This window comes from Sinorhizobium sp. RAC02, assembly GCF_001713395.1.
Taxonomy (GTDB): Bacteria; Pseudomonadota; Alphaproteobacteria; order Rhizobiales; family Rhizobiaceae; genus Shinella.
Map to the genome: position 1 here is coordinate 1,179,730 of NZ_CP016450.1, position 22,971 is coordinate 1,202,700.

At 63.2% G+C, this 22,971-nt stretch carries 19 protein-coding genes; 10 read left to right on the forward strand and 9 right to left on the reverse strand.

What is annotated here, in order from left to right; translation table 11 throughout:
- The first annotated feature begins 22 nt into the window (after positions 1-22).
- From BSY16_RS05580 to BSY16_RS05590, 3 genes are read left to right on the forward strand one after another with little or no spacing between them, the layout of a single operon-like run.
- Positions 23-916: an OmpA family protein gene (locus BSY16_RS05580; RefSeq protein WP_069058740.1), complete on the forward strand. Its 894-nt coding sequence runs from the start codon at positions 23-25 to the stop codon at positions 914-916.
- Positions 916-2,493 (forward strand): caspase family protein, encoded by a 1,578-nt coding sequence (locus BSY16_RS05585; protein ID WP_069058741.1) that lies wholly within the window; start codon positions 916-918, stop codon positions 2,491-2,493. The genes BSY16_RS05580 and BSY16_RS05585 overlap by 1 nt, the downstream gene beginning before the upstream one ends.
- Entirely contained in the window at positions 2,493-4,040 is a 1,548-nt protein-coding gene (locus BSY16_RS05590) for a caspase family protein (protein WP_069058742.1), read from the forward strand. Before BSY16_RS05585 ends, BSY16_RS05590 begins: the two co-directional genes overlap by 1 nt.
- Before the next feature lie 37 nt (positions 4,041-4,077).
- On the opposite strand, the gene BSY16_RS05595 is transcribed toward BSY16_RS05590, so the two are convergent.
- Genes BSY16_RS05595 through BSY16_RS31885 form a run of 6 tightly spaced genes read right to left on the reverse strand, consistent with a single transcriptional unit; the run spans position 4,078 to position 9,850 of the window.
- Positions 4,078-5,301: a molybdopterin molybdotransferase MoeA gene (locus tag BSY16_RS05595; RefSeq protein WP_069058743.1), complete on the reverse strand. Its 1,224-nt coding sequence runs from the start codon at positions 5,299-5,301 to the stop codon at positions 4,078-4,080.
- Positions 5,301-5,795, reverse strand: a complete 495-nt coding sequence (gene moaC, locus BSY16_RS05600) for a cyclic pyranopterin monophosphate synthase MoaC (protein ID WP_069058744.1) — start codon at positions 5,793-5,795, stop codon at positions 5,301-5,303. The genes BSY16_RS05595 and moaC overlap by 1 nt, the downstream gene beginning before the upstream one ends.
- A complete protein-coding gene (gene trpC, locus BSY16_RS05605; protein WP_069061397.1) occupies positions 5,795-6,610 on the reverse strand; it encodes an indole-3-glycerol phosphate synthase TrpC in 816 nt (271 codons plus the stop codon). Before trpC ends, moaC begins: the two co-directional genes overlap by 1 nt.
- 8 nt (positions 6,611-6,618) lie before the next feature.
- Positions 6,619-7,641, reverse strand: a complete 1,023-nt coding sequence (gene trpD, locus BSY16_RS05610; RefSeq protein ID WP_069058745.1) for an anthranilate phosphoribosyltransferase — start codon at positions 7,639-7,641, stop codon at positions 6,619-6,621.
- Positions 7,642-7,657: 16 nt separating this feature from the next.
- Positions 7,658-9,547 carry a peptidylprolyl isomerase gene (locus BSY16_RS05615; RefSeq protein ID WP_069058746.1) on the reverse strand — a complete coding sequence of 630 codons (1,890 nt, stop codon included), beginning with the start codon at positions 9,545-9,547 and terminating at the stop codon, positions 7,658-7,660.
- A gap of 3 nt (positions 9,548-9,550) precedes the next feature.
- Entirely contained in the window at positions 9,551-9,850 is a 300-nt protein-coding gene (locus tag BSY16_RS31885) for a hypothetical protein (protein WP_150129881.1), read from the reverse strand.
- Here BSY16_RS31885 and BSY16_RS05620 point away from each other — a divergent pair.
- The 5 genes from BSY16_RS05620 to BSY16_RS05640 all read left to right on the forward strand — a co-directional run bounded on the left by BSY16_RS05620 (position 9,831) and on the right by BSY16_RS05640 (position 16,139).
- Positions 9,831-11,480, forward strand: coding sequence for a Na/Pi cotransporter family protein (locus BSY16_RS05620; RefSeq protein WP_069058747.1), 1,650 nt, complete (start codon positions 9,831-9,833; stop codon positions 11,478-11,480). The two genes, BSY16_RS31885 and BSY16_RS05620, sit on opposite strands and share 20 nt — an antisense overlap.
- Positions 11,481-11,560: 80 nt before the next feature.
- Positions 11,561-12,940 carry a bifunctional UDP-N-acetylglucosamine diphosphorylase/glucosamine-1-phosphate N-acetyltransferase GlmU gene (gene glmU, locus BSY16_RS05625; protein ID WP_069058748.1) on the forward strand — a complete coding sequence of 460 codons (1,380 nt, stop codon included), beginning with the start codon at positions 11,561-11,563 and terminating at the stop codon, positions 12,938-12,940.
- 138 nt (positions 12,941-13,078) lie between these two features.
- Positions 13,079-14,905, forward strand: coding sequence for a glutamine--fructose-6-phosphate transaminase (isomerizing) (glmS, locus tag BSY16_RS05630; RefSeq protein ID WP_069058749.1), 1,827 nt, complete (start codon positions 13,079-13,081; stop codon positions 14,903-14,905).
- A complete protein-coding gene (locus tag BSY16_RS05635) occupies positions 14,902-15,396 on the forward strand; it encodes a GNAT family N-acetyltransferase (RefSeq protein ID WP_069058750.1) in 495 nt (164 codons plus the stop codon). Before glmS ends, BSY16_RS05635 begins: the two co-directional genes overlap by 4 nt.
- Positions 15,397-15,431: 35 nt before the next feature.
- Complete coding sequence (locus BSY16_RS05640) at positions 15,432-16,139, forward strand: DUF502 domain-containing protein (RefSeq protein ID WP_069058751.1); 708 nt, start codon at positions 15,432-15,434, stop codon at positions 16,137-16,139.
- A 39-nt stretch (positions 16,140-16,178) separates the two neighbouring features.
- Here BSY16_RS05640 and BSY16_RS05645 read toward each other — a convergent pair whose 3' ends face one another.
- Together BSY16_RS05645 and recG are read right to left on the reverse strand one after the other, a co-directional pair.
- Positions 16,179-16,394: a hypothetical protein gene (locus BSY16_RS05645; protein ID WP_069058752.1), complete on the reverse strand. Its 216-nt coding sequence runs from the start codon at positions 16,392-16,394 to the stop codon at positions 16,179-16,181.
- A gap of 75 nt (positions 16,395-16,469) precedes the next feature.
- Entirely contained in the window at positions 16,470-18,575 is a 2,106-nt protein-coding gene (gene recG, locus BSY16_RS05650; protein ID WP_069058753.1) for an ATP-dependent DNA helicase RecG, read from the reverse strand.
- Between the two features lie 106 nt (positions 18,576-18,681).
- Here recG and BSY16_RS05655 point away from each other — a divergent pair, with 106 nt between their 5' ends.
- Both BSY16_RS05655 and mfd read left to right on the forward strand, forming a co-directional pair.
- Positions 18,682-18,990 carry an FAD assembly factor SdhE gene (locus BSY16_RS05655; protein WP_069058754.1) on the forward strand — a complete coding sequence of 103 codons (309 nt, stop codon included), beginning with the start codon at positions 18,682-18,684 and terminating at the stop codon, positions 18,988-18,990.
- Complete coding sequence (mfd, locus tag BSY16_RS05660) at positions 18,987-22,499, forward strand: transcription-repair coupling factor (RefSeq protein WP_069058755.1); 3,513 nt, start codon at positions 18,987-18,989, stop codon at positions 22,497-22,499. The genes BSY16_RS05655 and mfd overlap by 4 nt, the downstream gene beginning before the upstream one ends.
- Before the next feature lie 16 nt (positions 22,500-22,515).
- Here the strand turns inward: mfd and BSY16_RS05665 are convergent, their stop codons facing one another.
- A complete protein-coding gene (locus BSY16_RS05665) occupies positions 22,516-22,947 on the reverse strand; it encodes a GNAT family N-acetyltransferase (RefSeq protein ID WP_069058756.1) in 432 nt (143 codons plus the stop codon).
- Between the last annotated feature and the right edge of the window lie 24 nt (positions 22,948-22,971).

The window sequence follows — 22,971 nt, forward strand, 5'->3', positions numbered from 1 at the left end:
CGACACGAGGGCTGAACCGACAATGCTGATGCGATCCCTGGCAGCAACACTCTTCGTCCTGGCCGGAGCCGCCCCGGCCGCAGCGGCCTGCGATGCCTTCACCGGCGTCATCGAGGCGTTCAATGCCGGCGACGAGCAGAAGGCACGCGCCCTTGCGGAAACCGCCGGCACGGCCAATTGCAGTGCAAACGAGCGCACGCTGGTCGGTCGCGTCGCGGCTCTGACGGCCTTCAACCGCATCTCGACGGCGGTGGGCAATGGCGGCAAGCTGTCCGACCATCAGCAGGAACTGGAAGACCTCCAGCGGCAGTATGGCGGTCCCTGGCAGGTTTTCGATGCGCTCGGCGATCTTGCCCGTGAGCGCAAGGATTATGAGCAGGCGGCGCGGTTCTACCAGATTGCGCTGGAAGACGGATCGAACGAGACGCTGACGCCCGACTGGATGGCGCCGGACGAACAATACATCCTGCGCCTCGACAAGATGGCCAGCGAAATGCGGCTTGCCGCACCGCGCCCCGTGAAACTTGCCATGCGCGGCGGGTGCAAGGTCTCGTTCCGTGGCGTGACGATCAAGAAGAAGTCGACGCCGATACGCTACGTCTTCGGCACGGCGGATTTCGCGCCGGAGGGCATCGAGGCGGCGAAGGACCTGGCGGAGTGCCTGAAGACCGTCAAACCCGGTTCGATCAAGCTGATCGGCCACACCGATCCCGTCGGCTCCGCGGATGCGAATTACAAGCTCTCGCTTGCACGCGCCGAAACGCTGAAGACCTATCTCTACGATGCCGGTTATGCCGGCACCATCACCACCGAGGGCAAGGGTGAAGACCAACCCTTCAAGCCGGATGATGCCAGCGCCTATGATACGGAAACGCTGAACCAGTTGCACCGCCGCGTGGAAGTGGACGTGCAATAATGATGAAGACGCTGCCCCGCCTCCTGGCCCTTTCTCTTGCCGTCGCGCTGCCGGCGCCGGTTTTCGCGGCGCAGACCTATGCGCTCGTCGTCGGCGTCGATCAATATCCCAACGATGTCAGTCTCGACGGCGCAGTGCGCGACGCGGAAGACGTCTATCGCTCGATGAGTGCAGCGGGCTTCACCCCCACCAAATTCACCAACGAGCAGGCACGCAAAGACGATATCCGCAAGGCTTGGACCGACATGGTGGCGCAGGCCGCCGCCGGCGATACGATCATCTTCACCTATGCTGGCCACGGGGCGCAGATGCCCGAGCTTGTCGCCGGCGATGAGGCGGATGGCCTCGACGAGTTTCTCCAGCTGCCGGGTTTTGACCGCAACCGCCACGAGGAAACATCCAACGAGATCATCGTCGACAACGAGATGAATGCCTGGTTTGCCGAGGCCGAGGGCAAGGGCGTGCATGTGCTTTTCGTTTCGGACAGCTGCTTTTCCGGTGGCATGAGCCGGTCGATCAAGGGCAAGAGCCGCCTGGCTCCGGCCGTCAAGGTCAAGCTTGCGCCGCCTTCGCAGGAGGCTATTGCGGGCGCCAATCTCAAGGAAATCAGCTTCAAGCAAGTGACGGTGCTGGCCGCCTCGCTGGAAAGCCAGCCGACGCCGGAGGTCATCATCGATGGCGAGCCGCGCGGTGCGCTGAGCTGGAGTTTCGCCCGCGCCGTGGAAGGCAGCGCCGACCGCGACGGCAATGGCATCATTACCCGCATCGAGCTTGAGGACTACGTCTTCAGCAATGTGAAGAACCGCTCGGAAGCCCTGCAAGTGCCGAATTTCACGCCGCAGGTGGCGCGTTCGGATGGCGAGGTCGTCGTCACCTTGACGCGCGGTATCCCGGTCGCAAGCAACAATACCACGACAACGGACACCAGCGACAATGGTGCAGCCGACACCGGCAAGGCGATCAAAACGGCGAAGGATCTCGGCTGGACCGGCAACATCGCCCTTCAGATCGACGGCACGGCCGACAAGCCGAAGAACACCGACGGCACCGGAACGCCCTATCGCTGGGATGTGGCGACCGGCGTCTTCTACACGCCAAACGGCGATGTCGCGGCCGAAAGTGTCAGCGCGGACAGTATCCAGTCGGTGGTGGACAAATATGTGCTGCTCGACTTCCTGAAGGCCATGGCAAGCCAGAACCCGGGCTCCGTTTCGCTGACGCCCACCAAGGATATCTATGCCGCCGGTGATCGCCTGCGCTTCGATGCGCCCCCTGGCCGCTATCCGAACATGCTCGTCTTCAACCTCGCCAATACGGGCGAGGTACAGTTCCTCGATATGCAGGCGGCGGGCACGAACAGTTCCGAATTCAAGCTGTCGGATGTGGAGGTCGTCAAACCTTTTGGGGCCGATCACCTCATCACGATCTGGACCGCCGAGCCGGTCGATGCCATCGGCGCGGTGCTGGCCGGCAAGAACGTGACCGCCGAAGCCGTGCTGCAGGCCCTCACGACCCGTCTCGACGGCAAGGAAGCCAGTGTCGCTATCCAACCTCTCTACACGCGGGAAACGCTCTGATGATCCGTTACGCCGCCGCTCTTCTGTTGTCGCTCGGGATGTTTTCAGCCGCGGAGGCCGCCGACCGGGCGCTCCTGATCGGCATCGGTACCTATGCGTCGCTGCCTGAAAAAATGTTCCTCGAAGGGCCGAAGAACGATGTGCCGCTGATCGAAAAGCTGCTGAAGGAAAAGCAGGGCTATGCGGCGGACCAGATCCGGGTCCTGCTCGACAAGGATGCGAGCCGCGCCTCGATCCTCGCCAGCATCGACGAATGGCTGGTCAACGGCACGCAGCCGGGCGACCGGGTCTATTTCTATTTCTCCGGTCACGGCCTTCAGGTGAAGGATGCGAGCGGTGACGAGGAGGACGGATTGGACGAAGCGCTCTCGACCTATGACATCGCCGCCGGCGATGGCGACTGGTCGAATGTCATTCTGGACGACGAGATCGACGCGATGCTGGCGAAGTTGAAGGACCGCGCCGTGTCCATCGTCATCGACGCCTGCCATTCCGGTACGATTTCACGCTCGCTCTCGACGGATGTCGGCGAAGCGCTGGAAAGCGCGCGCTTCCTGCCGCGCCCCTTCGCCAAGCCGGCCGATGCGGTGAAGATGCGCGGGCTGCGCATCGACGTCGCTGTGGTCGACAAGCCGGAGATCGCCAAGCAGAACGGCGTGGAGGCCTGGAGTGCTGCCTCCTCCTATCAGGTTGCCTGGGATGATACGCGCCTGCCGCCGGAAGAGCGGCACGGCGTTTTCACCCTTTCCTATGTCAATGGCCATGAGATTTCCGCAGCCGACAGCAATGGCAACGGCATCGTCTCCAATGCCGAACTGCTCGAATATGTGAAGAAGCAGTCGCAGACCTATTGCTCGGCGCAAACACAGTGCCAGGGCCTCGATCCGCAGCTGGAGGTCAATTACGCCCTGCTCGGCGCCAGCGCCGTCACGCCGACCGCCGAGGGCGGGCAGCAGTACCAGCAGCCGCAGACCGGCGGCGAAACGCAGCAGAACCCCGACTATGGCAAGGTCGAGGAGGTCAAGGTCGAGAACACGCAACAGACGGCCTATGTGGCCGCGGACCCGATGGATGCTGTTGGCGACATTCTCGGCAAGCCGCAGACGGGTGACGTCAAGGTGGCGCTCTCCTCCGACCACCTGAAGGGTGGCGACGCCTTCAAGATCAGCGTGACGAGCAGCACGGGCGGGCATCTCATCCTCTACGACGTCGACAAGGACGGCAAGGCGACGCAGATTTTCCCGAACGAAGCGGCGCAGAAGATCACCCCACTGACGCCGAACATGCCGCTCACCATTCCCGATGACTACTACGGCTTTGAATTCGAGGCCGACGGCCCAAGCGAAAACGTGCTGGTGGCGATCGTCGTCGCCGACGACGTGGACCTCACCAAGGTTGCGCCCAACGACTATGGGCTGACCAAGGAACTGGATGCGCGCACCACGATCGCCGAGATTGCCGGCACGCTGAAGCAGACCTGGACGCGCGATACGGAAAACCGTGGCGTAAACTGGTCGCTCGGGCTGCTGAAATATACGGTCTATTGAACGAGCGGTGGCGCTGAAGTCACCTGTAGGCGACTGCTCAGTCTTGCGGCTCTCGAATCAGTAGGATTTCGCAAGCAGCACCTTCCGGCACTGCCGGCGCATGCGGCGGACGGATGAGCAGGCCTTCTGATTCGGCGAAGACCTTCATCATCGAGGAATCCTGTTTCGCAAACGGCGTCACGCGATACGTCCCGTCGGCGGCACGGTGGATGCGCGCACGCACATAATCCTGTCTCTGGTCGTTCTCCTTGAGCGCGACAGCGGCAAGGGCCGGGCGCTGCCGGTTCTTTGCGGGCAGACGGGCGAGATGGCGGACAAGGGGTTCCAGGAAGAGCAGCGAGCAAACCAGGCTGGAGACGGGGTTGCCAGGCAGGCCGACAACATGGATGGCACCGAGGCGGCCCACCATCAGCGGCTTTCCGGGGCGCATGGCGATGCGCCAGAAGTCGAGTTCCATGCCGGCTTCGCCAAGCACGGGCTGAACGAGATCGAAATCTCCAACGGACGCGCCACCGAGCGTGACGAGCACGTCGATGTCGAGCGACAAAGCGTTGCGCACGGCGTCGAGGATCGCCTGTTTGTCGTCCCGGACGATGCCGAGGTCGATCACCTCCGCGCCGGCCTCGCGGGCGAGCGCGGAGACACCGTAGGTGTTGGAGGCGATGATCTGGCTGGCACCGGGCGGTGTGCCGGGCGGCACGAGTTCGTCGCCGGTGGCAAGTACGGCGATGCGCGGGCGAGCGTAGACGGTCAGTTGCGGATGGTTCATCGCCGCGGCGACCGTCAGCCGGCCGGCGTCGAGCAGATCGCCCGTTTTGAGCACGACGTCGCCTTCGGAAAAATCCTGGCCGCGTGGACGGATATGGCGGCCTTTCGGCGTGAGGAAGGTCGTGCGGATGCGGCCACCCTCCAGCACCTCGGCGTCTTCCTGCAGGAGAACGGTATCGGCGAAAGCGGGAAGCGGCGCGCCAGTAAAGATACGCACGGCCTCGCCACGACCGGCCGAACCTCCGAAAGCGTGCCCGGCGGCGGAGGTACCGACGACCTTGAGGACGGAGCCGAGTTCGGCGATGTCTTCATGACGGACGGCATAGCCATCCATGGCCGAATTGTCGAAGGGAGGCTGGGTGAGCCGTGCTGCGATATCTTCAGCGAGCACGCGACCCTGGGCGTCGTGCAGCGAAACCTGTTCCGTCCGATGGGGTGGCCTTGCACCGGAGAGCAGGCGATCGAGGGCATCGGCAACAGGAAGAAGGGACATCAGCTGTCTCTGCGTTTGTAATCGCCGGAGCGGCCGCCGGATTTTTCGCGCAGCCGGACGCCACCGATTTCCATCTCGCGGTCCGCGGCCTTTGCCATGTCGTAGATGGTGAGGCAGGCGACGCTGACGGCGGTTAGCGCCTCCATTTCGACGCCGGTGCGGCCGGTCAATTTCGCCATGGCCTCGATGCGCAGGCCGGGCAGGGCGCGATCCTCGCGGATGTCCACTGCGACCTTCGTCAGCATCAGCGGATGGCAGAGCGGGATGAGGCTCGACGTCTGCTTGGCGGCCATGATGCCGGCAAGGCGCGCCGTGCCGATCACGTCGCCCTTCTTGGCGTCACCCTTGAGGATCAGGTCGAGCGTCGCCGGCGCCATGCGGATGAAACCCTCGGCGATGGCGATGCGCACGGTCTCCGCCTTGTCGCCGACATCGACCATGTTGGCTTCGCCTGACGCGTCGATATGGGTGAGCGTGTCAGCCGTCTCGGCCATCATTCCGCCGCCAGCATGCCGGCCGAACCGGTGAGGAGTTCGCGCGTCGCTGCCGCCACGTCATCCTTGCGCATCAGGCTTTCGCCAACGAGGAAGGTCGAAATGCCGACCTTGCCGAGGCGTTCGCAATCCGCATGGGTGAAGATGCCGCTTTCGCCGACGAGCAGCCGGTCGTCCGGCACCATGCCGGCGAGCTTTTCCGAAACGGCGAGATCGACCTCGAATGTGCGCAGGTTACGGTTGTTGACGCCGACGAGCTTGGATTTCAGCCTCAGCGCGCGCTCCATCTCTTCCTCGTCGTGCACCTCGATCAGCACATCCATGCCGAGCGAGAAGGCCGAATCTTCCAGCATTTTCGCGGTGTCGTCGCTGAGCGAAGCCATGATGAGCAGGATGCAGTCCGCACCCCAGGCGCGGGCTTCCAGCACCTGGTAGCTGTCGAACATGAAATCCTTGCGCAGGGCGGGCAAGGCGCAGGCTTCGCGGGCGGCGATCAGGAATTCCGGTGCGCCCTGAAAACTCGGCGTATCGGTGAGCACGGAAAGGCAGGCGGCACCACCGGCCTCATAGGCCTTGGCGAGTGCCGGCGGGTCGAAATCCGGGCGGATAAGGCCCTTCGAGGGACTTGCCTTCTTGATCTCGGCGATCAGGCCGAAGTGACCTGCTGCCTTTTTGTCCTTGAGGCTCGCGAAGAAGCCGCGTGGCGGCTGCTGGTCGCGGATACGGGCACGAAGCTCGGCGGGTGCGATGCGCGCCTTGGCGGCGGCGATTTCGTCCAGCTTGTAGGCTTCGATCTTCTTCAGAATGTCGGTCATGGCCAATCCTACTCCGCCTGGCCTTCATTGGAAACCGCGACAAGACGCTCCAATGCAGCGCGGGCGCGGCCGCTTTCGAGCGCTTCGGTTGCGCGCGTCATACCGTCTTTCAGCGTTTCTGCCTTGCCGGCTACGACGAGGGAGGCTGCGGCATTGGCAAGTGAGATGTCACGGTAGGGCATGTGCGCGCCGCCGAGCACCGAGAGGAGGGCGGCGGCGTTGTGCGCACCGTCACCGCCGCGGATGTCGTCGAGTTTCACCTGCGGAAGGCCGAAATCGGCCGGCGTCAGTTCAAAGGTGCGGATCTTTCCGTCTTCGAGCGCTGCGACCTGCGTGGTACCGGTCGTGGTGATCTCATCGAGACCTTCGCCGTGCACGACCCAGATGCTTTCCGATCCGAGGTCACGCATCACTTCGGCAATCGGCACCAGCCAATGCGGCGAGAAGACGCCGAGGAGCTGGCGCTTGACGCCACCGGGATTGGACAGCGGGCCAAGCAGGTTGAAGATGGTGCGCGTGCCGAGTTCGACGCGCGACGGGCCGACATGCTTCATGGCCGGATGGTGCAACTGGGCGAACATGAAGCCGAGGCCGGCATCGTGGACGCAGCGGGCAATCTCGGCCGGGCCGATATCGAGCTTAACGCCGAGGCAGGAGAGGGCATCGGCCGTGCCCGACTTGGAGCTGAGCGCACGGTTGCCATGTTTGGCGACGGGGACGCCGGCGCCAGCAACGATGATCGCGGCGAGTGTCGAGATGTTGTAGGTGCCGGCGCCATCACCGCCAGTGCCGACGATATCCATCGCATCCGCCGGCACGGTGACCGGCAGCATGCGGGCGCGCATCGAGCCGACGGCACCGTAGATCTCGTCCACCGTCTCGCCGCGCACGCGCAGCGCCATCAGGAAACCGCCGATCTGCGAGGGTGTGGCGGCGCCGGACATGATGATCTCGAAAGCGCCTCTCGCCTCCTCGCGGTCGAGATGGTTTCCCGCCGCGACTTTGGCAATATAGGGTTTCAGGTCGGACATGGATTTCCCGTCTCCCTTACCGCGCGATGCTTTGTTCGGCGAGCGTGCGGTTGATGGAGACGCCGTAGGCCGTCTGCAGCGCGCTGACCATCTGGTCGAGAATGTCGTCCCCGCTGGCGCGGGCAACGGCGGCGATCTGCTGCTCGTCGTTGGAGAGCGCGTCGGTTGCCGTATCCGCGTTTGCTTCCGTAACCTTCAGCAGGATCTGGCCTTCGCCATCAACGCCTGGCGTGTTGGCGACATGGCCGACCGGACCAGCAAAGGCCGCGGCAACGGCCGCCGGGCCGAGCACCGGATCCTGGGCGCCGCGATGCAGGCCGATCTTGTTTTCAACGGCAATGCCGAGTTCGCCGGCAATAGCGGCGAGGTCGCCGCCCTTGCGGACACGCTCAGCCAGTTCGTCTGCCTTCTTGGCAAGCGCCTGGCGCTGCTGCTCGGCCGTCCAGTCGGCGACAACGCGATCGCGCACTTCATCCAGTGTGCGGTCACGATCCGGGATGACGTCGAGCACTTCGAACCAGGCATAACCTTCACGGCCGACATTGACCGGCTGGGTTTCTGTGCCGATTTCGGTCTTGAAGATTTCACCGACAAGCGCGGCTTCTTCCGGCAGGCCGTTGATTTCCTCACCCTTCTGGTCGTTGCCCTGGGCGTCGATCGCATCGATCGTCACGGCCTTCAGGTTGTTCTTTTCTGCAGCCTCGGCAAGGCTGAGGCCCTCGGCGCGGCTGTCCTCGATGCGGTCATGCACGGCGAGAATGCCGTCGGCGGCCTCGGAAAGCGCCAGCTCGTTGCGAAGCTCTTCCTTCACGTCATCGAAGGACTTCAGCACTTCCGGGCGGATATTCGTCACACGCAGGATGATCGGACCGAAGGTGCCGTCGATGACCGGCGTCGTGCCGCCGTCGGCAGCAACGGCGAAAGCGGGTTCGGCGAACTTCTGGTCCGGTACGCTCGCCTTCGTGAAATCGCCGAGCAGCACGTCAGCCGGGGTCTTGCCCTGTTCCGTGATGATCGCGTCGAAGGTCGTGCCGGCGGCGAGTTTTGCGGCGGCGGCATCGGCTGCGGCGCGGTCGGCAAACGTCAGCTGCTCGATCGTGCGGGTCGCCGGCGTGCGGTACTTTTCCTTGTTCTTCTCGTAGTCGGCCTGAAGCGCCTCGTCGGTGATGGCGGCCGTGTCCAGGATGTCCTTCGGCTCAAGCGCGAGATAGATGAACTTACGGTATTCCGGTGCGCGGTACTTCGCCTTGTTCTGTTCGAACCAGGGCGCGAGCACGTCGTCGCCCGGCGCTTTCACGGGGTCGATATTGGCGTTGCTCAGCAGCAGATAGTCGATGGTGCGCGCTTCGTTGCGGTACTGGCGGAGCGCTTCGGTCAGCACGACCGGGGCCTTGTAGCCGTCGGAAACGGCTTCCACCACCTGGGTGCGGATCGCCACCTGGCTGCGGTTGTTGATATAGTCGTTCTCGCGCAGGCCCGCATTGCGAAGCACGGACGAGAAGGCCATGCGGTCGAACTGGCCGTTGACGCCGCGGAAGGCCGGATCGTCGGCGATCAGCTGGGCGAGGCGGCCTTCGGAAAGACCCAGGTTCATGTCGCGCGAAAGCTGGTCGAGGGCGGCGCCGGCAACGAGTTCGGCAAAAACCTGGTTCTCGATACCGAAGGCGCGAGCCTGTTCGGCGTTGATCCGCATGCCGATGCGCTGTGACATCGTCGCGATCTGGCGCTCATAGGCCAGACGGAAGTCCGTCGGCGAAACCTTGACGTCGCCGACCGTGACGACGGAGTTGGACGCGCCCGTGACAAGCGAGCTCGAAACGCCCCAAACCGCGAAGGAACCGACCAGTACGATCAGCAGGGCTTTTGCCACCCAGGTCTGGGAGGCGCGTCTCAGGGCTTCGAGCATCGTCTAAATTTCCTCATGAACGCGGCCATGCGGCCGGAAATCGTCTCTTAAAGGAAAGTTCACGGGAATTGAAGTGCGCAACGTGCTTGCAATGCTGCGCAAAATAACCGCTCGCACACAAGCGGGCTTTGCTTCGATTTCCTTTGCCGGCAAACCAAATTTTTTTGAAATTATTGGCAGATTTCCGACGAATTCCACTGTCATAATTTGAAAATTCATGCTCGGATGCGTGATCACCGCCGTGAGTCCGTTCGCGACCGGGGTGTGGAGGAGGATAACAAAGGTGGAATCTACAATCGTCATGATCAACCTTTTCGGCGCGGTCGCGCTGCTCCTGTTCGGTCTCGCGCAGGTGAAGGACGGCATGACGCGGGCCTTCGGCGTCAAACTGCGCTCCGGGCTGGCGCTTGGCACGCGCGGGCCGTTCCGCTCCTTTTTTGCCGGTTTCGTCGCGACGGTCGCCCTGCAGAGTTCTACGGCAACGGCCCTGATGATCGCCTCTTTCGTCGAGCGCAATCTGGTGCGGGCGCGGATGGCGCAGATCGTGCTGCTCGGTGCCAATGTCGGCACGGCCGTCACCGCCTGGCTGGTGGCGACGGGCATCGAATCGATTTCACCGCTGATCATCCTGGTCGGCGTCGTGCTTTATAAATCGAGCAGCTCCACCGCGCGGCAGGGCCTTGGTTCGGCGCTTGTCGGCATTGGCCTGATGCTGCTCTCCCTGCATCTACTTGGCCTTGCCACGGAGCCGATGCGCCAGTCGCCAGCGCTCGCCGCATTCCTGAAGCTTCTCGACGGCGCCTGGCCGGCAGCGCTCGCCTTCTCTACCGTGCTGGCCATCATTTCCTCGTCGAGCCTTGCGGTCGTCGTGCTGATCCTGTCGCTCGCATCCATGGGCATCCTTTCCCCCGCCTTGACCGTCATCCTCGTGCTCGGCGCCAATCTCGGCGGCGCCGTGCCGCCGGTCATCGCGACGCTGAAGGCCGCAGCCTCCGCGCGCCGGGTCACGCTTGGCAATCTTCTGGTTCGCGGCGTGGGGTGTCTTGTCGTGCTTCCCTTCGCGGGAGAGGTAGCCGGGCTGCTGGCGATGCTGCCGGTCCCCGCCGCAAAACTGCCGGTCGACGTGCATCTCGTCTTCAACATCGCCGTCGCACTGGTGCTCTGGCCGCTTTCCAGCCCACTGTCACTCCTTATGGAAAAGCTTGTTCCGGAGGAGAAGCAGCCGGAAACCGGGCCGAAATACCTCGACGATACCGCGCTTTCGACGCCGGTGATCGCGCTTTCCGGCGCGACTCGCGAAGTGCTGCGAGTCGGCGATATAATCGAATCCATGCTGATCAGCACCATGCGGGCCTTCAACGACAACAATCTCGCGCCGCTGAAAGATGTCGCCGAGCTGGAGCGTCAGGTCGATGCCCTGCAGCAAGAGGTGAAGATCTATCTCTCGCGGCTTGGCAGGCAGGGCGTGGGCGGCGAATCGGCGGCCCGCTCGATCGTCATCATCGATTATGCGATCAACCTCGAGCATGTCGGCGACATCATCGAAAAGGGCCTTCAGGAGCAGGTGCGCAAGAAAATCGTCAACGGCCTGAAATTTTCCGATGACGGCTACAAGGAACTTGCCAACCTTTTCAACCTGACGATCGAGAACCTGCGCATCGCCCAGACGATTTTTGTCACACGGGATTCCGGCCTGGCGCGTCAGTTGGTGGAGGTGAAGGTCGATGTGCGCCGCATGGAGAAACAATCCTCCGAACGCCACCTCGAACGGTTGCGCGACGGCCGGCTGGACAGTCTGCAGACCAGTTCGCTGCATCTCGACATCCTGCGCGACCTGAAGCGGGTGAACGCCCATCTGGTGTCGGTCGCCTATCCGATCCTCGACGAGAGCGGATTGCTGACGGAAAGCCGGCTGCGCAGCAACACCAAATGAGCCGTTGCGAAATCCCTTTGTCTCTTCGCGTGGCTTTTTGCTAAGGAACGCCATCGATTTCGGATGAACGAGGGATTCCCATGACTGCAGACCGCACGAAGCGCAATTGCCTGGCCGTCATTCTGGCAGCGGGCGAAAGCACGCGTATGAAGTCGTCGCAGTCGAAGGTCCTGCACCCGGTCGGTAACCGGCCGATGATCGCCCACGTCGTTGATGCACTCGCCAAGGCCGGCATTTCCGATATCGCGTTGGTATTGGGCCGCGACGCGGAAAAGGTCGAAGCGGCGGCGAAGAACGCTGCGGTCACAAGCTCCGTCCATATACAAACGGAACGCCTCGGCACGGCGCATGCGGTGCTTGCGGCGCGAGCGGCCATCGCCAAGGGCTATGACGACGTTCTCGTCGTCTTCGGGGATACCCCGCTCATCACCGAAACACCATTGATTGCGGCGCGCGATGGCCTTGCGGCCGGCGCGGACGTGGTCGTCATCGGCTTCGAAACCGCGGACCCGACCGGCTACGGCCGATTGCTCGTCGAGAACGGCGAATTGCTGGCGATCCGCGAGCACAAGGATGCAAGTGAAGCCGAACGCGCCATCACCTATTGCAATGGTGGCCTGATGGCGATCGATGGCCGCAAGGTGCTCGACCTGATTGACCGGATCGGCAACAACAACGTCAAGGGCGAGTACTATCTCACCGATATCGTTGAGATCGTGCGGGCCGCAGGCGGCCGTGCCATCGCCGTCGAGGCGCCGGAGGAGGAACTGACCGGCTGCAACACGCGCGCCGAACTTGCCGTCATCGAACGGCTCTGGCAGCAGCGTCGCCGGCATGAAATGATGATCGAAGGCGTTTCGATGACCGCCCCGGAAACCGTCTTCCTGTCCTATGACACGGTGATCGGGCGGGATGTGACGATCGAGCCGAATGTCGTCTTTGGCCCGGGCGTGACCATCGAGAGCGGCACCGTCGTCCATTCCTTCTCGCATATCGAGGGCGCCCATGTCGCGGCGGATGCGGAAATCGGCCCCTATGCGCGGCTGCGACCCGGTGCCAATCTCGGCGAGCGTGCGAAGGTCGGCAATTTCTGCGAGGTGAAGAAGGCGGAGATCGGTGCGGGCGCCAAGGTCAACCACCTGACCTATATCGGTGACGCGGTCATTGGGGCCAAGACGAATATCGGCGCGGGAACCATCACCTGCAATTACGACGGCATCAACAAGCACATAACCCACATCGGCGCCAACGCCTTTATCGGATCGAATTCGTCGCTCGTCGCACCGGTGTCGATCGGCAACGGCGCCTATGTCGCGTCGGGCAGTGTCGTCACCGAAGATGTGCCGGACGACGCGGTCGCCTTCGGCCGTGCTCGGCAGGAAAACAAGCCCGGGCGGGCTACCATCATCCGCGCGCGTAATCAGGCGCTCAAGGATGCCAAGAAGAAGGCGGCCGAATAGCCACCGCATCTGCCCCGTTACAACACGTGTTTCACATTAATGCTTGCAATTGAAAGTGAGCATGGGCGTGTTGCGCCGCGGTAAAAAATCTCTACGAAAAGAACGAAATCAAAACCATTCGAAAGAACGGAGCGGCTTATGTGCGGAATTGTCGGGATCGTTGGAAACCAGCCTGTCGCGGCTCGGCTCGTCGATGCCCTGAAACGCCTTGAATACCGGGGGTATGATTCCGCGGGCGTCGCCACCATCGTTGACGGAAAGCTCGCGCGCCGGCGCGCCGAGGGCAAGCTCGTCAATCTGGAAAAGCGGCTCGGGGAAGAACCGCTGGCCGGCGTCATCGGCATTGCCCACACCCGCTGGGCAACGCACGGCGCTCCGACGGAAGGTAACGCGCATCCGCATTTCGTCGACGGCGTCGCCGTCGTCCATAACGGCATCATCGAGAATTTTTCCGAGCTGAAAGATGAGCTGACGGCCGAAGGTGCGACCTTCGCGACGCAGACAGACACCGAGGTCGTCGCGCAGCTCGTCGCAAAATATCTCCGGCAGGGCCTTGGCCGCCGCGAGGCGATGCATGCCATGCTGCGCCGAGTCACGGGCGCCTATGCGCTCGCGGTCATCTTCGAGGATGATCCGTCGACCATCATGGCTGCCCGCAACGGCCCTCCGCTCGCCGTCGGCTACGGCAAGGGCGAGATGTTCCTTGGTTCCGACGCGATCGCGCTTGCGCCATTCACCAACGATATCAGCTATCTCATCGACGGTGACTGGGCGGTGATGGGCCGCGAGGGCGTGCACATCTTCAACATCGACGGCAACCGTGTCGAGCGTCCGCGGCAGATCTCTTCCGCCGCCGCCTACCTGGTCGACAAGGGCAACCACCGCCACTTCATGGAAAAGGAAATCCATGAACAGCCGGAGGCGATTTCTCACGCGCTGGGCCACTACGTCGATTTCCTGACCCACACGGTTCGCCCCGTTGCAACGGATATCGATTTTGCCAAGGTGCCGAGCCTTGCCATTTCCGCTTGCGGCACGGCCTATCTCGCCGGCCTCGTCGGAAAATACTGGTTCGAGCGCTACGCCCGCCTGCCGGTCGAAATCGATGTGGCGTCCGAATTCCGCTACCGCGAAATCCCGTTGAATTCCGCCTCGGCAGCGCTCTTCATTTCCCAGTCCGGCGAGACCGCCGACACGCTGGCTTCGCTGCGCTACTGCAAGGAACACGGCCTGAAGATCGGCGCCGTGGTCAACACGAAGGAATCGACGATCGCCCGCGAATCGGATGCGGTCTTCCCAATTCTCGCCGGTCCGGAAATCGGCGTCGCCTCGACAAAGGCCTTCACCTGCCAGTTGACCGTTCTGGCCGCGCTGGCGGTCGGTGCGGGCCGGGCGCGTGGCACGCTCACCGAGGCAGAGGAAAAGGACCTCGTTCGCTACCTCGCCGAGATGCCCCGCATCATGGCAAGCGTGCTGAACACCATCCAGCCATCGATCGAACAGCTTGCCCGCGAACTCACCAAGTTCAAGGACGTGCTCTATCTCGGCCGCGGCACCAGCTATCCGCTGGCGATGGAAGGTGCGCTGAAGCTCAAGGAAATCTCCTACATTCACGCGGAAGGCTACGCTGCCGGCGAGCTGAAGCACGGGCCGATCGCGCTGATCGACGAGAACATGCCCGTCATCGTCATCGCGCCGCATGACCGTTTCTTCGAGAAGACCGTGTCGAACATGCAGGAAGTGGCGGCTCGTGGCGGCCGGATCATCTTCATCACCGACGAGAAGGGGGCTGCCGCCTCGAAGCTCGAGACCATGGCGACGATCGTTCTGCCGAATGTCGACGAAATCATCGCGCCGATGATCTATTCGCTGCCGATCCAGCTGCTCGCCTATCATACAGCGGTGTTCATGGGCACGGACGTCGACCAGCCGCGCAACCTTGCCAAGTCCGTCACGGTCGAATGATCGTCCGGCCTGAACAGCCAACCGATATCGACGCCATCCGCACGCTGACGGAAACGGCGTTCCGGACGGCGGCGCATGCCGACGGAACGGAACATGTCATCATCGACCGCCTGCGGGCAGCCGGTGTCCTGACGTTGTCGCTTGTCGCGGAGGTCGATGGGGTGATCGTCGGCCACGTCGCCTTCTCGCCGGTTACGGTCTCCGATGGCAGCTCTGACTGGTATGGCCTGGGCCCGATTTCGGTTGATCCCGGGCGGCAAGGCTCGGGCATCGGCAGCAGGCTGGTGCGGGAAGGGCTGGACCGCCTGAAGGCTTTGGGCGCGGCCGGTTGCGTGCTGCTTGGCGATCCAGCCTATTACGGTCGTTTCGGTTTCGAGCGTGATCCGAAATTGACGCTGGACGGGGTGCCGCCGGAGTATTTCATGCGTGTGGCGTTTTCACCGGTTTACGGCGGGGGAACCGTTTCCTATCATCCGGGTTTCTACGGCTGAGTGGCCTCCCACGCTCGCCTCACGCTGGATACCCGATGACCGACCTCCTTCCGAGACAGTCGCCTGCCATGCGGCTGCGCAACAATTTTCTGACCGGCCTCGTCATCTGCGCGCCGATCGCCATCACCATATGGTTGACCTGGACCTTCATCCGCTGGGCCGACAGCTGGGTAAAACCCTATATTCCGGCGCAATATAACCCGGAAAGCTATGTCCAGTTCGCCATTCCCGGTTTCGGCCTGCTGACGGCGCTCGTGCTGATCACGCTGGTTGGCTTTCTCGGCAAGAACCTCATCGGCCGTACCATCGTTGAGTTCGGTGATTCGCTGTTCAACCGCACGCCGCTGGTGCGCACGGTACACAAAAGCCTCAAGCAGATCTTCGAGACGGTGCTGAAGGACAAGGGCACGTCCTTTAACAAGGCGGCGATGATCGAATATCCGGGGCCAGGCCTTTGGGCGATCGTTTTCGTCGCGACCGATGCGCGCGGCGAGATCGCGACGAAATTCAAGGCGATGGGCAAGGATATGGTCGCCTGCTTCCTGCCGCCGACGCCGTTCCCCACGGCAGGTTTCCTCGTCTATGTACCGCGGGAGAAACTGGTGCTGCTCGACATGAGTGCGGAGGATGCCGCCAAGCTCATCATTTCCGTCGGGCTCGTGACGCCGCCGGAAAAGACATTGCAGTTGCTGGAGAGCGAAGAGCAGCGCAAGGCAAAGGCGAAAGCCAGGAAAAAGAGCTGACGAGAGGCGAGCCGCCCCGACAGGGATGGCTCGAACGGCTTACTTTGAAGCCGTCACGTCTTTTTGGTCTTCCAGAAGGATCGGATCCACTTCTGCGGGTAGACGGGATTGTTTTTCCGTGGTGACGACGCTCGCCGTCGTAATCGTCTTGTCGACGTCTGCGGCCGCATTGATCTTGCTGTGGCCGGCACAGTCCGCAAAGGCTGCGGATGCCGAGAGGCCACGCGTTGCTGCGACTATGAGAACTGTCTTCATGGCATTTCTCCTTCTTCGCTCGTGCAAAACAAGTATGCCTTCACAAGCTATATCGGCGAAATCACGATTTTGTGGTCATCCGGCGCGCAGGAAGCGGATCGCCTCATCGCGGCGGTGGAGATAGAGCAGCGTGCGGATCGCCTCGCCACGCTCGCTCGTCAGGTCGGCATCGCGTTCCAGCACGTAGGCGGCGTCCTTGCGCGCAATCTCCAGCAGATCGCCGTGCGCTTCGAGGCTCGCCACCAGAAAGCCCGGTGTGCCGGATTGCCGGGTCCCCAGCAACTCGCCTTCGCCGCGCAGCTTCAGGTCCTCTTCGGCGATGCGGAAGCCGTCTTCCGTGTCGCGCAGGATGGAAAGACGCGCCCGCCCATTCTCGCTGAGCGGTCCCTTGTAGAGCAGGATGCAGCTCGACGCCTCGTCGCCGCGCCCGACGCGGCCACGCAACTGGTGCAACTGTGCGAGCCCGAAACGCTCGGCATGTTCGATCACCATGATGGTGGCATCCGGCACGTCCACACCGACCTCCACGACGGTCGTCGCCACCAGAAGCCGCGTCTCGCCGCTCTTGAAGGCAAGCATGGCCGCGTCCTTCTCCGGTCCGCTCATCCGCCCGTGCACGAGGCCGGCAGCGGGGCCGAAGATGCTGGCGAGCGTTGCGTGCCGCTCCTCGACGGACATCAGGTCGCTCTCTTCCGATTCTTCGACGAGCGGGCAGATCCAATAGGCCTTCTTGCCCTCGGCAAGGGCAGCGCGTAGCCGGTCGACGATCTCGCCGACGCGCTCCTGTGCCACCACGACGGTCTGGATCGGTTTGCGGCCGGCCGGCTTTTCCGTGAGCTTGGACACATCCATGTCGCCGAAGGCCGCAAGCACGAGTGTGCGCGGGATGGGCGTTGCCGTCATTACCAGCATGTGCGGCGAGATGCCCTTCGCGGTCAGTCGCAGGCGCTGGTGCACGCCGAAGCGATGCTGCTCATCGACCACGGCGAGCACGAGGTCGTTATAGACGACATTGTCCTGGAACAGCGCATGCGTGCCGATGACGATCTGCGTTTCACCGGAGGCGATGCGCTCGAGGATGGCATCGCGTTCGCGGCCCTTCGTCCGTCCGGTCAGGACGTCGATAGTAACGCCGGCCGGTGCTGCCATGCGGGACAGCGTGGCGAAATGCTGCCGGGCAAGAATTTCGGTCGGTGCCATCAGCACGGCCTGCCCGCCGGATTCGACGGCCGCCAGCATCGCCATCAGCGCCACCGCCGTCTTGCCCGCGCCGACATCGCCCTGCAGCAACCGCAACATACGCTGCTCGCCTGCGATATCCTTGAGCACCTCGGCGATTGCCACCTGCTGGCTGTTGGTCAGCGAAAAGGGCAGGGCGTCGATGACCGGTCGGCTGAGCGCACCCGTCGCGACGACCGGCCGACCGGCGACCTTGCGCAGGCGCTGACGCACGAGGGCGAGCGATATCTGACCTGCCAGAAACTCGTCATAGGCAAGCCGGCGGCGGGCAGGGGCCTGCGGATCGAGGTCCGTCTCGTCGCGCGGATCGTGCAGGCGATGGATCGCATCGTAGGCGGAGGGGAAACCCTCCCGCTGCAACAGCGTCTGTTCGATCCATTCCGGCAGGTGCGGCACGCGGGCGATCGCCGCCTCCACCGCCTTGCGCAGCACGCGGGAGGTCAGGCCGGCGGTCAGGCCATGCACCGGCTCGACCAGCGGCAGGTTGTCCGCTTCGCCAAGCCGGACCATGTAATCCGGATGCACCATCGAGGGCCGGCCGTTGAACCAGTCGACCTTGCCGCTGACGACCACCGTTTCGTCGATCGGCAATGCCTTTTCCAGCCAGTTGCCCTTGGCGCGGAAGAAGGTGAGCGCCAACTCGCCCGTCTCGTCGTGCAGGAAGACACGGTAGGGCTGGTTCGATTTGCCGGGCGGCGGCGGCTGGTGGCGATCGACGCGGCCGGTGATCGTCACGATGACGCCCTGCTGCGCATTGGCAATGCCCGGCTGGTTGCGGCGATCGACGATGCTGTGGGGAAAATGGAAAACGAGATCGATGACGCGGCAGTCGTCGATGCTCTCCTGGTTGAGCAGGCGCGCGAACAGGTCTCCCAGCTTCGGGCCGATGCCCGGAAGGGAAGAAAGCGGTGCAAAGAGCGGATCGAGAAGGGCGGGACGCATGACCGGCAAAATCGCCGGAGAAGGACGCTTTGGCAAGGCTGACAAGTGGCTTTTGCCGGTCTATAGAAGCGCCAGACGATCCAAGCGGTAGAAAGTGAAGACGATCATGACGGGAACGACACGCTCCAGCGCCGAGATCGCCCCACGCCGCAAGCGCATCCTCTTTCGCTGCTGGCACCGCGGTATCCGCGAGATGGACCTGGTGCTCGGCGCTTTCGCCGATGCGGAGATCGAAAACCTCAGCGAAATCGAACTGGACGAGCTGGAGCGCATCATGGAGGAGGAGGACAACGACCTCGTGAAATGGGTGACCGGCGAGATGCCGGTGCCTGAGGAATTTCGCGACGGCCTCTTCCCCCGCATCGCCGCCTATCGCCCCGATTTCTCTCCGCTCTTCAAAGACGACCGCGCATGATCCCCGGTTTTTCCCCTGAACGCATTGCGGCTGCTGGCCATCCGCTGACCATCGGTGCCGTGCCGTCAGGCGTCGAGCCGCTGATCCTTGCCGACCTTGCGCGCAAGACCGGACCGATCGCCTTCGTTCTGTCGGACGGCCAGCGCATTTCCGATCTTGAACAGATGCTCGGCTTCGTCGCGCCCGACATTCCGGTGCTGACGCTGCCCGGTTGGGACTGTTTGCCCTATGACCGTGTGTCGCCGAGCGCCGAAGTGTCCGCACGTCGGCTTTCCGCGCTCTCGGCGTTGATCGCCCACCAGAAGAAGCCGCATGCGGCGATCGTGCTGGTTACCGTCAACGCCATGCTGCAGAAGACCGCGCCGCGCGCGATCATCGAAAGCCTCGCCTTCTCGGCCCGGCCCGGCAACCAGATCCGTATGGACGATGTGGCCGCGAGACTGGAGCGCAACGGCTTCGATCGTGTCGCAACCGTGCGCGAGGTCGGCGAATATGCCGTGCGCGGCGGCATTCTCGATGTCTTCGTGCCCAGCAGCGGTGAACCGGTGCGTCTCGATTTCTTCGGTGACACGCTGGAATCGATCCGTTCCTTCGACCCGGCCAGCCAGCGCACGACGGGCCAGGCGCGTTCGCTCGACCTCAATCCGATGAGCGAAGTAACGCTGACGCCGGAGACGATCTCCCGTTTCCGCACGCAGTATCTCGCGTCCTTCGGCGCTGCGACACGCGACGATGCGCTCTACCTCGCCGTCTCCGAGGGCCGGCGCTATGCCGGCATGGAGCACTGGCTGCCGCTGTTCTACGACGAGCTGGAGACGACCTTCGACTATCTCGAAGGCTTTCGCATCGTCACCGACCATACGGTGCGGGAATCGGCGGTCGAACGCTCGCGCCTGGTGCGTGACTATTACGATGCCCGCGTGGCATCCGCGACGCCCGGTAAGGGGCAGGTGGCGCAGTCCACGCCCTACAAGCCCGTTCCGCCCGGCCAGATCTACCTTGATGCCGAGCGCTTCGCGCAGGAACTGGATCAACGCAACGCCATCCGCCTGACGCCGTTCAACGAGCATGACGGCGAAGCGCGGCATGTCGAGGCGATCGAGGCGCGACCGGGCGTGCGCTGGGCACGGCCGAGCGGCAGCGAGGATGCCGAGGGCGCCCGCGTCAACGTGTTCGGCCAGGCCGTGACGCATATAGCGGACAAGCGCGCGTCGGGTGCCAAGGTTCTCGTCACGGGCTGGTCGGAAGGGTCGCTCGACCGTCTGTTGCAGGTGTTGTCCGAACACGGCCTCGCCAATGTCGTGCCCGTCGAAAAATTTGCCGACCTGCGCAAGCTGAAACCGGGTGAGGCGGGGTCTGCCGTTCTCAGCCTGGAAAGCGGTTTTGAGACCGGTGACATCGTCGTCATCGGCGAGCAGGATATTCTGGGCGACCGCATGGTGCGGCGCTCGAAGCGGCGCAAACGCGGTGCGGATTTCATCACCGAGGTCGCCGGGCTGGACGAAGGCTCGATCGTCGTGCATGCCGAACACGGCATCGGCCGCTTCGTCGGCCTGCGGACCATCGAGGCGGCAGGCGCACCGCATGCCTGCCTCGAACTCGTCTACGCAGACGACGCAAAACTCTTCCTGCCGGTGGAGAACATCGACCTGCTCTCGCGCTACGGCGGCGAGGGCAGCGATGCGATGCTCGACAAGCTCGGCGGTGTCGCCTGGCAGGCGCGCAAGGCCAAGCTCAAGAAGCGCCTGCTCGACATGGCGAACGGCCTCATCCAGATCGCCGCCGCGCGCCTGGTGCGCCATGCGCCGGTGCTCGTGTCGCCGGAAGGCATTTACGACGAGTTCGCCGCTCGCTTCCCCTATGACGAGACCGACGACCAGGCGAATGCCATCGATGCCGTGCGCGAGGATCTCGGCGCCGGCCGGCCGATGGACCGCCTCGTCTGTGGCGACGTCGGTTTCGGCAAGACGGAGGTAGCGCTACGTGCCGCCTTCATCGCTGCGATGAACGGCGTTCAGGTCGCCGTCGTCGTGCCGACCACGCTGCTCTCGCGCCAGCATTTCAAGACGTTCACCGACCGTTTCCGCGGGCTTCCGATCCGCTTGCAGCAGGCCTCCCGCCTCGTCGGCTCGAAGGAACTGGCGCTGACGAAGAAGGAACTGTCCGAGGGCAAGACGGATATCGTCGTCGGCACCCATGCGCTGCTTGGTAGCTCGATCAAGTTTGCCAATCTCGGCCTTTTGATCATCGACGAGGAGCAGCATTTCGGCGTGAAGCACAAGGAGCGGCTGAAGGATCTGAAGAGCGATGTGCATGTGCTGACGCTTTCTGCGACGCCCATCCCGCGCACGCTGCAGCTCGCCATGACGGGCGTTCGCGAACTGTCGCTGATCACCACGCCGCCGGTCGACCGCATGGCGGTGCGCACCTTTATCTCGCCGTTCGACCCGTTGGTCATTCGAGAGACCTTGATGCGCGAGCATTATCGCGGTGGCCAGAGCTTTTATGTCTGCCCGCGTCTTAGCGATCTCTCGGAAATCCATGATTTCCTGCGCCAGGATGTGCCGGAACTGAAAGTGGCTGTCGCACACGGCCAGATGCCGGCAACCGAGCTCGAAGACATCATGAACGCCTTCTACGAGGGCCGTTACGACGTGCTGCTCTCGACGACCATCGTCGAATCCGGTCTCGACGTGCCGACCGCGAACACGATGATCATCCACCGCGCCGACATGTTCGGCCTCGCCCAGCTCTACCAGCTGCGCGGCCGCGTCGGCCGGTCGAAGGTGCGCGCCTTCGCGCTGCTGACGCTGCCGGTCAACCGCACGCTTACGGGCATGGCGGAACGCCGCCTCAAGGTCCTGCAGTCGCTCGATACGCTCGGCGCCGGTTTCCAGCTCGCGAGCCACGATCTCGATATCCGCGGCGCCGGCAACCTGCTGGGCGAAGAGCAGTCCGGCCATATCAAGGAGGTCGGCTTCGAGCTCTACCAGCAGATGCTCGAAGAGGCGGTCGCCGAGATCAAGGGCGATGAAGAAGTCGCCGATAGCGGCTGGTCGCCGCAAATTTCCGTCGGCACGCCGGTGATGATTCCTGATGATTACGTGCCGGACCTGCACCTGCGGCTTGGCCTCTACCGCCGCCTCGGCGAGATTACCGAGCTTGGCGATATCGATGCTTTCGGTGCCGAACTGATCGACCGCTTCGGCCCGTTGCCGCTCGAGGTGCAGCATCTCCTGAAGATCGTCTACATCAAGTCGCTCTGCCGCGTGGCGAATGTCGAAAAGCTTGATGCCGGCCCGAAAGGTGTCGTCGTGCAGTTCCGCAACAAGCAATTCCCGAACCCGGCGGCCCTTGTCGGCTACATTTCCAAGCAGGGCACGCTGGCGAAGATCAGGCCCGACCAGAGCCTGTTCCTGTCCCGCGACTACCCGACGCCGGAAAGGCGCCTGACGGGCGCGGCCCAGGTGATGACGCAGCTTGCAGGGTTGGCGAAACAGGGAGCCTGAAGGAAGACTGCCCGTCTCAGCGCAAGCGTTTCTTCATGAAATAGAGGGGGATTGCGCCGCCATCTCCTTCGAGTTCGCCGAACGCCACGTAGCCCTGCTTCTCGTAAAAGGCGCGTGCCTGGAAGGCGAATGTACCGAGCCACACGCCGATGGAACCACGCTTGCGTGCAATCGTCTCCGCTTCCGTGAGCAGTTCGGCTCCAAGCCCGATGCCGCGACAGGATTGCGGTACGAGCAGGAATTTGATGTAGGTCCAGCCGTAGTCGTCCGTGCCGTAGAGACCGCCGATGACCGCGTTGCTCTGAGGATCGCGCAGCACGATAGCAAAATCCGGCGTTTCCGGTGCGAAACCGCGCATTTCAGCGTTGAAAGCGGTGAGGGCGGTATCGATGGTGTCGTGGATCTCGGCAGAGGGATTTTCGGCAACGATCTCGACGATGGGGCGCATGCAAACTCCAAGTTGACGAAACGG